Here is an 11,702-nt window from a genome sequence, read left to right as displayed (position 1 = left end):
GTTAAAAAATAAAATTCAGATTAATGATGTGCTCCGTCTCCGTGGCCCATATCGTCTACGTGATCATGCTCTTCTACTGCGCCACCAAAGTACATGGCAGAAAGCAGCGTGAAGATATAAGCCTGCAAAAGCGCCACAAACAACTCCAGGAAGTTCATAAATATGGCAAATGCTACACTCAGTGGTCCAACAGCAACGCTCTCGAAGATAAAGATCAAGCTAAACAAGGACAGGATGATAATGTGACCTGCGGTGATGTTTGCAAAAAGTCGTATCATCAAAGAGAAAGGCTTTGTCAGGATACCGATCAATTCCACAGGAATCATAATCGGAGCCAGCCACGCAGGCACACCTGGCGTTGCAAAAATGTGCTTCCAGTAAGATTTATTACCACTGAACACCGTAATTAACAACGTGATCAAGGCAAGAACCAACGTCACAGCAATGTTACCTGTAAGGTTTGCACCACCTGGCATCAAACCAAGCAAATTGTTAAACCAGATAAAAAAGAACACGGTGAGCAGGTATGGCATGTAGCGCTCATACTTCGGACCAATGTTTGCCTTAGCAATTTCATCACGAACAAAGATGATAATCGGCTCAAAGAAAGACTGAATGCCACTTGGAGCCCTGCCTGGATTCTTCTTGTAACGCGCCGCGATGATAAAGAAAACAATAAACAGCAATGCCACACTAACAAACATAGATGCTACGTTCTTAGTTATAGAGAAATCATAAAGGTCTGCGTGATTTTCAAGGGGCTCACCTGCTTCATTTACACGCACAATATGCCCATGCTCTATAGCATACCCGTTATAAGGCACCGTTTCATGATTCTCGTCATAGAAATTATGAGAGGAGAAAACATTAAACCCACCGTTATCTACCAGGATAACTGGCAGGTAAAGCACAACACCATCAGCAAAGTGCCAAGTATAATCATCGGCAATGTGATGGGTGATCATCTCACCTGGCTGAAACTTACCGCCTTCCACAGGTGCATCAGCATAAGCTGTTAGCGTGAGAAAGGAAAACAACAGAACGAATAACCTCTTCATTAATAGTGGTTTAGAAGCAATATTTTACAAGCAGGACCTACCGTTAATCCTGCCCTCTCAAATTCGGCCGCAAGTTAGCCAACAAACTGTAAATTTCAAACCCGGTAAACAGGAAATATAACGCAAAGAAGTTGAAAACGAAACTTAACCGGCCTTCTTTAAAGAACCAGGCATAGAGTGCTATCACGCCAATACTAAGCACCATCCTGAACCCCATGGAGGCAAAGTAATAGGCTTGAAAATTATCCGGGTCGTTCGTAAACCCCAGTTGTATCAGATAATAAGTAAAACCTGTGATGAGCACAAAGAATAACAGGATGTACCAGATATAAGGATGTAATAAGGCGTATCCGGTAAACTGAAGCAGCGCACCGATTATCACACAAAGCACAGCCGTCAGGATTGACAAGTTTCTGATAAACTTCACGCTTTTACTTTTTATTGATTGATATAATAGTCAATACCATTGTTGCAACCACTGCTATCAACAGTAGCCCTACCGTAAACCATGGCTTCTGATTACCCACATATGCATCCAGCGCCTTGCCAGCGAAAGCCGCCACTACTAATGCGCCAATCATTTGAAAGGCCATACCGGAGTACTTTACATAAGGCTTGATATTATCCTGCCTTTGCTGCTCCGGTTTCTTTTCTATTTCAGAAGATGTATCCATGTGCTTCAGAAGTTTACAAAGGTACTTCTTTTTATTATGCCAACAGCAGTAGTATGCAAGACCGTCAAAAGTATATCGTGCCTGAAACCAATTATAATTTTGTATAGTTCAATAGCAGGCTGTAAAACAGACGCTTGCTAAACTATCCGTGGATTATCGTATTTTTGTAAAAGGTGCCATTGGTTGGCCAGTGTACAACTTCTTTATGTATACCTGCCACCGCTATCTTCATACTTTGTACTTAGGCCGCTACGTTTATACTTTAAACTATTAATTATATAGAGTGCTAAAACACCCTGCACAACTTATTGCCTTGAACAAGAAGCTCCTTCATATACTTTTTATTTTTACAGGACTAGCACTGGCAGCCTGTTCTGCTGAGCGCAACAACCCGCTGAGCAAAGCCTACCATAACACTACTGCCCGCTATAACGGCTATTTCCTGGCCAAGGAAAAGATGCGCCTGCTAGAGGAGAAGCAGGAAGAGCAGATGGTATACGACTACAGCCAGATACTCCCCATCTACCCCATACTTGACTCCACTACGGCAAAAGCCGCCGCCGCTGACCTGGAGGACATAAAAAAGAAAGCTTCTTTTCCGATACAGTACCACCAAAACAGCAAGTGGATTGACAACAGCTACAACCTGATTGGCAAAGCCAATTATTATGAGTTAAACTTTGCAGAGGCAGTACGCACTTTCAAGTATGTGAACGCCAACAGCAAAGATGCGGACGATAAGCATGAGGCACTTGTGTGGCTTATGCGCTCTTTTATGCAACTCGGCGAGCTGGAGAATGCTAAGCAGGTGTCAGAATATCTGCGCAAAGAACGCCTGAACCGTGCTAATGCTAAAGAGTTATACTTAGCTCGTGCGCATTATTATCGTCTGCAAGGAGACACAACTCAACTGATTGAAAACCTTGCGCTGTCTATTCCCAATTTTGAGGAGAAAGATGCGCAGTCGAAGGCGCGTTATGCGTTGGGTCAGCTTTACCAGCTTACCAATCAAGATAAAGAAGCAAATAAGCAGTATAGCAGAGTACTTCGCAATAACCCGCCCTATGATTTAGGCTTTTTTAGCCGCCTTAACCTGGGCCAGGTAACAGAGCTGGCTGATAAAGGCGACAAAGAGAGAATTGAAGGATATTACCGAAAGCTCTTAAGAGATGATAAGAACAAGGAGTACCGCGACAAGATATACTATGAGATGGCGCAGTTTGAGCTTCGTCAGCAGCAGTATGATAAAGCCCTCCACTACCTAAACCTATCTTTACGCACCCCAGGCTCCCTGCCAAACCAAAACGCATATAGTTATGTAGCTGCCGGCGAGATTTATTTTGACAACCTGCAAAAGTATAACCTGGCAGCAGCCTATTATGACAGTGCCGTGCAGGTTTATCCACAAAGCGCGGCAATGTACGAAGCCGTGGCAGAAAGACGCGATATTCTGGCTGACTTTGCAAATCAGTATACCACCATCCAAACCCAGGACAGCCTGCAACGCTTGGCTAAAATGCCGGAGACAGAACGACTGGAGTACCTGCAGCAACTGGTGCAGTTAGAAGAGGAAAAAAGAGTGGCGGAGCAGGAAAAGCAGCAGCTTGCGCAACGACAGGAACGACAGAATCCGCGTCAGAACAGAAACGTTGCCAGCAATGACTTCCTTGCGAATAACAGCACAGGAGGCGTTTGGTATTTCGATAACCCAAGTGCTATGGCTACCGCACGTGCTGAGTTTAGCCGCCGCTGGGGCGATCGGCCTAACCAGGACTTCTGGCGTATCCGCACGCGGGGCGAAAACCAGAGCGAGGTAAACATTGCCGCTACCCCCGCTACACCCACGGATGCCACAGCTACTGAACCGGAACTGACGCCACAGGAACGGATGCAGGCACAGGTAAATACCTATTTACAGGATATACCTTTAACCACTGCCGCATTAATGCGATCAGAAAGGCAGGTAGAGGAGGCTTTATTTCGTTTAGGAGGCATATATGCTCAAAACCTGAAAGCACCTGCCGAAGCGATAGAGACCTATGAGCAGCTGCTGCAGCGGTATCCCTTAACAGAGCATGCCGCAGAAACTTATTACAGCCTGTACCTGCTGTATGGCCGCACCGGAAATGAAGCCCAGCAGCAAGTATACTTCAGCAAGATTAAAGGGCAGTTTCCGAATACAGTTTATGCAAGGCTGATAGAAGACGAAGATTTCATGAAAAAGAATGCTTCTGATAATCTGCTGGTGCATGCGCTGTACGATTCTGCTTACGCTCATTTTGATGCGCAAGAGTTCAGCCAAACGAGCCAGCTCCTCAATCAAATCAGCAGGCAATATCCCCTAAACGACATTCAGGATAAGATAGCTTATTTAGATGCCATGGTAGCTGCCCGTACTGAAAAGCCGGAGGTGCTGTACGAAAAGCTCAACCGCTTCAAAAACCAATACAAGGGAAGCCCTTTAATGGCAAAAGCCAATCAGTTGCTGGCCACTTACGAGGATCTGCAAAGCAAAAACCAGCTAAGAACAGATGCCCCTGCTGCCCCAACACCACGAGTAACTATAGACAAGCGCTCCCCTGAAGAAAAAGTTAGCATAGAAATTGCACAGGCTACTGCATCCATAGCCACGCCTGCTCCTGCGTTGAAGGAAAGGGTGCCGGCATCACAACAGGAGCAGCCTGTTGTAGCGGAACCTGTTGGTGTGCAGGAACCACAGCAAGCTACACTACAGGCGCAGGTTACTTTACCTGATGTGCCTGTAGCCCCTGCTGCCGCTCCGGACGCACCTGCTATAGACCCATTGGCCTATACCGCTACTGCAGATTCTGCTTTTTACTTTGTTTTGATTTATCCTTCTGATGCTGCAGCCTTCAAAGACATCATCCAGAAGTATGAAAAGTATAACAGTACTTACTATAAAAAACAAAACCTTGCTATAGACTCTGTAGGTTACCAGAATGGGCAAAGTATGCTGGTTATGCGTGCTTTCCAAGACCCGGCTTTGGCGACATCTTTTAATATAAAACAAAAAGCACCACAGGCACCAGTTGGTAGAATCAGAGGCGTAGATTTCACTACCTTTGTCATCTCTTCTGCCAATTACAACAGGTTCATACAGAAGAAAGACTTGGAAGCTTACCTGACCTTCTTTAAAAACAATTATTAATTACATGTCTACTAGTCAAAAGACACTGCCTAAGAGAAAACCTGCTTACCCTAAGGTTGTCTCGGCCCTTTGGTTGCTTTTTATTGGCGGCCTATTAGGTGTTATCATATACATATACGCTGTCAGCATTAACTTTCTGAACCTGTTCGGAGAGCTTCCGAGCACGCGTTCTTTAGAAAACCCTAAAAGCGAACTGTCTTCAGAGCTTTTCTCCGCTGATAATGTTTTGCTTGGAAAGTATTTTAGGGAAAACCGCACGCCAGCATCTTACGAAGAACTGCCTCAAAACCTTATTGATGCTTTAGTGGCAACAGAGGATATTCGTTTTGAAGCCCATTCAGGCGTTGACCCGGAGGCCATGGCCCGTGTAGCAACTGCCATACTTACCGGCCAGTCTAAAGGCGGTGGCAGTACGCTCACGCAGCAGGTGGCGAAGAACCTTTTCAGAACACGTGGCGAAGACCTTAATAACGGTGTGCTGAACGATGTACCCGGCTTACGCACGCTGATCCACAAAACGAAAGAGTGGATTATGGCTGTAAAGCTGGAGCAGTCTTATACCAAGAAAGAGATTCTGGTTATGTACCTGAACATTTTCGAGTACGGCAGTAATGCATTCGGTATCAAATCAGCTGCTAAAACGTTCTTCAATAAAAATGTGCAGGACCTGGAAGTACAGGAATCAGCTGTGCTTGTTGGCCTTTTCAAAAACCCGACTTACTATAGTCCACGGTTTAACCCTGGCAACGCGAAGCATCGCAGAAATGTGGTGCTGTCTCAAATGGTGAAGTATGGCTTTATGCCGGAAGAGGAGTTTAACAGAATTAAAACAAATGACATTGCTTTGGATTACCGAGTAGAGAACCAGAACATCGGTTTGGCTCCATACTTCCGTACTGAGGCTAGCAAATTCTTACGCCAGTGGTGCCGTGAAAACGGGTATGACCTATATGCTGATGGCTTAAAGATTTATACTACCATTGACTCACGCATGCAGCAACACGCTGAACAGGCTGTTACAGAACATATGAAAGACCGCCAAAAGGCTTTCTTTGAGCATTGGGAGGGACGGAACCCTTGGGTAGATCGCAATAATAAAGAGATTAAGGATTACGCAGAAAATGCGATCAAACGCACAGAGCGTTACCGCCGCCTGAAAGAGCAATTTGGGGATAACCAGGATTCTATCAATTTCTACCTCAATAAGAAGATACCAATGACCATTTTTACGTGGAATGGTAACAAGGATGTGGAGATGAGCCCAATGGATTCCCTTAAGTACTACAAGAAGTTTTTGCAGACCGGATTTATGGCTATGGAGCCGCAGACTGGCCATATCAAAGCTTGGGTGGGTGGTATTAATTACCAGCACTTCAAGTATGATCACGTAAAGCAGGGCGCGCGACAGCCTGGATCCACTTTCAAGCCTTTCCTGTATACTGCGGCTATTGAAAATGGCTACTACCCATGCTACGAAGTGTTAGACACTAAAACCTGTGTTCCTCTTCCGGATGGTACGCAATGGTGCCCTGATAATGCTAATAACAAGTATAGCGGCGAGAAGTATACGTTAAGGAAAGCCTTGGCTGAGTCTGTTAACTCAATATCTGCCTTCTTAGTGAATAAGCTGGGCGCGGAGACACTTTCGCAAACAGCAAAACGCATGGGTATCACTACGCCTTTAGATCCTACCCCGTCTTTGGCACTTGGTTCTAGTGACGTTACGCTCTATGATATGGTTGGTGCATATGGCACCTTTGTGAACGGCGGTACATGGGTGCAGCCAAACTATATCACGCGTATCGAAGACAAGCATGGCAATGTTATAGCGGAGTTTGTTCCTAAAACAGTGGAAGCTCTAAGCGAAGAAACAGCATATATGATGGTACACATGCTGAAAGCAGCAGCTGAGCCTGGTGGTACCGCTTACTATGGCCTTCGCTTCCGCAATGGCCTCAAAAATGAAATGGGTGCTAAGACTGGTACTACGCAAAACTATTCAGATGCCTGGTTCATGGGAGTTACGCCAGATTTGGTATGTGGCACCTGGGTTGGCGGCGATGACAGATCGATTCACTTCCGAACCTTAGCCCTGGGACAGGGTGGTAAACTTGCGATGCCAATTTACGGAGCTTTCATGCAGAAGGTATATCAGGATAAGTCTTTGGATGTCTCGAAAGATCCTTTCCCTAAACCTTCTACGCCTTTATCGGTAGAATTAGATTGTGCCAAGTATAATCATGGGGTAAATATTGACTCTACGCAACAAGATGAGTTCCTGAACTTACCAACAGAGATAGACCTGGACGCTGAAATCTAATTCATTACCCTATGCCAGCAAACGAAAAGCTGAAGGAGAAAATATCGCACCTGCCCCATAAGCCTGGAATTTATAAATTCTTTGATGATAAGGGCATTATATATGTTGGTAAAGCGGTTGATATAAGGAAGCGTGTGAGCTCTTATTTCAATCGCTCTACCCAACACAATCGCAAAACCCTTAAACTTGTCTCTCAGATCAAGGATATTGAGTTTACGATTGTAGACACCGAAGCTGACGCTTTTCTGCTTGAAAACAACCTTATCAAGCAGTACCAACCCAAGTATAATATTCTGCTGAAGGACGGTAAGACGTATCCTTATATCTGCATAATCAACGAGCGATTTCCAAGAGTTATCACCACGCGAAATAAGCAGAATGATGGCTCCCGCTACTTTGGCCCTTATCCTAGTGGTACGGCTATGTATGTTGTGCTGGACCTTATCCGCACGCTGTACCCCTTGCGTACCTGCACCTATAATCTCTCACCGGAGAATGTACAGGCAGGTAAGTTTAAGGTATGCCTGGAGTATCATATCGGCAACTGCAAAGGCCCTTGTGAGGCCTTAGTAGATGAAACAGAGTATAACGCCAACATAGCCCAGATCAAGAACATTCTTTCCGGTAACCTCTCCGTCGCGAAGAACTACTTTAAGGAACATATGGCTGCCGCTGCTGCTGATTACCAGTATGAGTTGGCACATAAATTCAAGCAAAAGCTGGACATGCTGGAAGATTTTCAGGTAAAGTCCACAGTGGTTAGTAATACGCTCACTAATATAGACGTCTTCACCATTACCAGCAATGAGGAGTGTGCTTTCATTAACTACCTGAAAGTGATGAATGGCTCTATTATACTTACGCAGTCGCTGGAGATTCAGAAAAAACTTGATGAAGAAGACGCTGATATACTTGCCTCTGTTATTATACAGCTACGGCAGGAATTTGAGAGCACTTCCAGAGAACTGATCACGAATATTGAAATCAGCTTACCTCTAGACAATATATCTGTTACTTATCCACAAATAGGAGATAAGAAGAAGCTCCTGAGCCTGTCGCTCAAAAATGCTTTATACTTGCGAAAAGAGCGTGAAGGGCGAAAAGAAAAGAACAAAGACCTGAGTGAACAACGGGAGGTACGTGTTCTGGAGACAATGAAAAAAGACCTCCGCCTGACGGAGCTTCCGCGCCAGATAGAGTGCTTTGATAATTCTAACTTTCAAGGCGACTATCCGGTTGCCTCTATGGTCTGCTTTAAAAATGGCAAACCAAGCAAAAAAGATTACCGTCACTTCAATATCAAAACTGTAGTAGGTGCCAACGACTTTGAGTCTATGTATGAGATCGTGACACGCCGTTACCGTCGCTTGCTTGATGAGAACCAACCACTGCCACAGCTTATCATCATTGACGGCGGCAAAGGGCAGTTAAGTATGGCCGTGAAAGCACTAAAAGACCTTAATATCTATGGCCAAATAGCTGTAGTGGGTATTGCGAAGCGGCTGGAAGAGATCTTTTATCCAGGAGACTCGCTGCCTTTATACATTGATAAGAAGTCGGAGTCACTTAAGCTGATACAGCGCCTGCGCAACGAGGCGCACCGTTTTGCTATTACATTCCACCGTAGTAAACGCGATGCAGGAACTCTTAAAACTGGTTTAACCGATATAAAAGGTATTGGCCCTTCCACAGCGGATGCTTTGCTTCAGAAGTTTAGGTCAGTTAAAAAGCTACGTGAGCTTACAATCGATGAGCTTACAACTGAAGTAGGAAAGGCTAAGGCTGCCATTATATATGCTCATTTGCATCCTGCTGAAGGAGTATAGTTTTTTGTACCTCTTGTTGCTTCGCCAAGCTTGTTTGCCCGCAGGATTAATCACTGCTTTTGTTACTTCAAATGTTGATGCGTACCAGCTATAAATAAAAAAGGAGACTCAAATGAGTCTCCTTTTTTATTTATCTTATGTGTATTTGCTTAGTAGCTCCACAGGCTATACTCATACTCAATCAAAGCTTCGGCAGCGTCTTGTGCAGCAAGAAGTCCTTTCTTGCCACCACCATAGATATCCGCTAAGCCTCTGTCGCCTGGGTTAGATATTTTAGTGATGTAAGAACTAAACAGCCACAAATCAAACGCATCTGCTAGATTTTTGTGCTGCGCATCATTCTGTGCGTTGTACCATATTGCCATTTCCGGGTTGTTACGGAAAATGCGTACCAGATCGCTCATCTTAAAGCTAGCTACGTTTTGCTCAAATCCTAGTGGGTTTAGCGTTGCAGGCACTTTAATACTGATCGACTGAATATCATGATACATGCGAGAGCGCTTCTTATCAAAAACAACGTTCTCTTTTAGCTCCAGCAAATAAAGTTGCTTAGGAAAAAACTCATTGCTTACAGGAGTAGCAGATGAAGTGGCAACAGCATCTTTACCAAGGGCAGAACCCCAAGCATCATCCGCTTCTTCAGCTTGGCCGAAACCAGCAGCAAGTTCTTCATCACTCAAACCGCCACCTGATTCCTTTGGAGTCATATTCGCGACAAACTCTTCGCGTGTGATAGGCGTGTTAAGAGAATCGCTTCTGTAAGCTGTTAATTCTCCACTCTTCACTGCGCTAATGATTATCTTCGTGATTTCTCTGTTCTCTGAGAACATTGGTTTGTTCTGCTTTTCACGCAGATCCAGTTTACGCCAAACTGTTTTCTTGAACAGAACATCAGACTCCGGAATAGGTCTTGCCGAAGGATTGCTTGCGGCTGTGTTTGCCACCTGCTGCGCCATGGCGCCAACAGAGAACATCATGCCTGCTGCTATACCTATTACTTTAACTAGTTTCATACTCCTTGTAAGCTTCTAAATTTAATTTAAAGGAACGTTGAAGTTAGGGCTACCTACGTTTACATCCACTGCCTGACCTTTATAGTTCAGACGCTTCACGTCAACAACCTCGATTACCACACGGTCACCTTTGTTTGCCTTAGAGGCAAAGCTTGTCAAGTTAGCCGTTGGTCCGCTAAACTCACCCTGATCAACAGGCTGGTTGTTACGTACCAGGAATGCTCTCCACTTCGTAACTCTATAACGAGCTTCGTTCGGTAATAATTGTTTGAAACCTTCATCAGCTACAGCCTGAATTTCAACTGCTCTGAAAGATTGTGCAGGAACACCTCGCTTCACATCCACTGGCTTTCCATTCACTAAGGCTACAATTTCTGGCTTAGGTATCGGGCGTACTTTAAATGTCTCTTTACCGATTGCGTTACCACCGCTACTCACATTGATTGTTACCTCTGTAGAGTTAGGGATGATTGTTACTTCGCCTTTCTTTGCACCTTTTACAGCAGAACCACCGCTGGCGCTAAAGCTTGGATCATACACAGCTCCTAAAGCAGGTACTTGTATGTTTAGCTCGTTAGCACACTGGAAGTACAGCGCCTGTACTGAAGCAGACTGCACCTGAATTACAGGCTTTGCAACTACGTAGTCTTCTGTTACTGTAAATGTAGTGTCTTTGCCATTTTGGTTGATAGTAACCTGGCCTTTCCATGTTTGCTTCGAGTTACCGTCAGCATCATATTGAGAAGCTGCAGCAACAAACTCTACTTTACCTAAGCCATTCTCCACTTTTACTGTTTTGCCCTGGAAGGACATTTTTGGAGTAATGTTGTTAGATGACGCAGCGATAAACATTTCTGCAGTATACTTGGTACCGGCAGCTACTGTTTTTGATTCAGCACGTGCCATGGCAAATATCTTCTCAAACTTGATGATATCTGCACCTACCTGCTGTGCAAGCTTCTGTAAGGCATCGGCCTCATACTTCAACACTTCTGACTCTTTCTGAGAAAGAACAGCAAGAGCCGCTACCATTGGCGTTTCTTCAAAGTTCAACTGTGCAAAGTCTTTACGTCTTTGTGTTGGATCGTTTGAAGCTACTGGATCTTCTGAACCGTCTAAAGCCAGTTTATCAGGTGTATTGGGATTGTACTGCTTTAGGAATTTTGCGTAATTGTTTAGCTTTCCTTTCAGGTCATACGCTGCACCGTTATTTTTGCTGGCAGCACCAATCATATTGATAGCGACAATGTCGTTACCCTCCGGTTGTGCATAGCCTGTGCCATCCTCATTTGGGCCACCCGTCTTATCGATCAGCATTTGACGCAGACCTTCGATGTAGCTTACTAATTCTGATGTTTGTTTACGTACATCTTGTGCGCTTTGTAGCACGCGCTTGTCATTTGCAGATGGTGTTTTATTTTCTGCAATGGCAGCTTGAATGTTTGATACTACCCCGGCGTTATCATTAACTGTTTTTTTGTTCACTTCCTGCAATGATGAATCCAGGAATTGGAACTTTAACAGGATAGCCGAGCTCACGTTCAAGGCGAGAAGTGCGGTCAGGAACAGGTACATCATTCCGATCATCTTCTGCCTAGGTGTCTCTTTTCCTCCAGCCATTTTATACTATATTAACTGTGTT

At 44.7% G+C, this 11,702-nt stretch carries 8 protein-coding genes; 3 read left to right on the top strand and 5 right to left on the bottom strand.

The annotated features are described in order from the left end of the window. Positions 1-20: 20 nt before the first annotated feature. From atpB to ACFQ2O_RS05595, 3 genes are read right to left on the bottom strand one after another with little or no spacing between them, the layout of a single operon-like run. Entirely contained in the window at positions 21-1,058 is a 1,038-nt protein-coding gene (gene atpB / locus ACFQ2O_RS05605) for a F0F1 ATP synthase subunit A (RefSeq protein ID WP_377523707.1), read from the bottom strand. A 43-nt stretch (positions 1,059-1,101) separates the two neighbouring features. After that, a complete protein-coding gene (locus ACFQ2O_RS05600; RefSeq protein ID WP_377523704.1) occupies positions 1,102-1,485 on the bottom strand; it encodes a hypothetical protein in 384 nt (127 codons plus the stop codon). 4 nt (positions 1,486-1,489) lie between these two features. Then, on the bottom strand, positions 1,490-1,732 hold the full coding sequence (locus ACFQ2O_RS05595) for an AtpZ/AtpI family protein (RefSeq protein ID WP_377523701.1): 243 nt from the start codon (positions 1,730-1,732) through the stop codon (positions 1,490-1,492). 313 nt (positions 1,733-2,045) lie between these two features. Between ACFQ2O_RS05595 and porW the strand changes: the two genes are divergently transcribed. The 3 genes from porW to uvrC are packed head-to-tail and all read left to right on the top strand — an operon-like array spanning position 2,046 to position 9,047. Continuing rightward, positions 2,046-4,901 carry a type IX secretion system periplasmic lipoprotein PorW/SprE gene (gene porW / locus ACFQ2O_RS05590; RefSeq protein WP_377523697.1) on the top strand — a complete coding sequence of 952 codons (2,856 nt, stop codon included), beginning with the start codon at positions 2,046-2,048 and terminating at the stop codon, positions 4,899-4,901. A gap of 4 nt (positions 4,902-4,905) precedes the next feature. Next, a complete protein-coding gene (locus ACFQ2O_RS05585) occupies positions 4,906-7,221 on the top strand; it encodes a penicillin-binding protein 1A (RefSeq protein WP_377523694.1) in 2,316 nt (771 codons plus the stop codon). Positions 7,222-7,232: 11 nt separating this feature from the next. Continuing rightward, the gene (uvrC, locus tag ACFQ2O_RS05580; protein WP_377523689.1) at positions 7,233-9,047 is read left to right on the top strand and encodes an excinuclease ABC subunit UvrC; all 1,815 of its coding nucleotides are present in this window, start codon (positions 7,233-7,235) and stop codon (positions 9,045-9,047) included. A 149-nt stretch (positions 9,048-9,196) separates the two neighbouring features. Here uvrC and porN read toward each other — a convergent pair whose 3' ends face one another. Together porN and porM are read right to left on the bottom strand one after the other, a co-directional pair. Then, positions 9,197-10,060, bottom strand: a complete 864-nt coding sequence (gene porN / locus ACFQ2O_RS05575) for a type IX secretion system ring subunit PorN/GldN (RefSeq protein ID WP_377523686.1) — start codon at positions 10,058-10,060, stop codon at positions 9,197-9,199. Positions 10,061-10,081: 21 nt separating this feature from the next. Beyond that, entirely contained in the window at positions 10,082-11,680 is a 1,599-nt protein-coding gene (gene porM, locus ACFQ2O_RS05570; protein ID WP_377523683.1) for a type IX secretion system motor protein PorM/GldM, read from the bottom strand. Between the last annotated feature and the right edge of the window lie 22 nt (positions 11,681-11,702).

The sequence above is a fragment of the Pontibacter rugosus genome (genome assembly GCF_042678745.1).
Classification (GTDB): Bacteria; Bacteroidota; Bacteroidia; order Cytophagales; family Hymenobacteraceae; genus Pontibacter; species Pontibacter rugosus.
The sequence above is the reverse complement of the archived record's forward strand: the minus strand, read 5'-3'. Positions and strand labels throughout refer to the sequence as shown.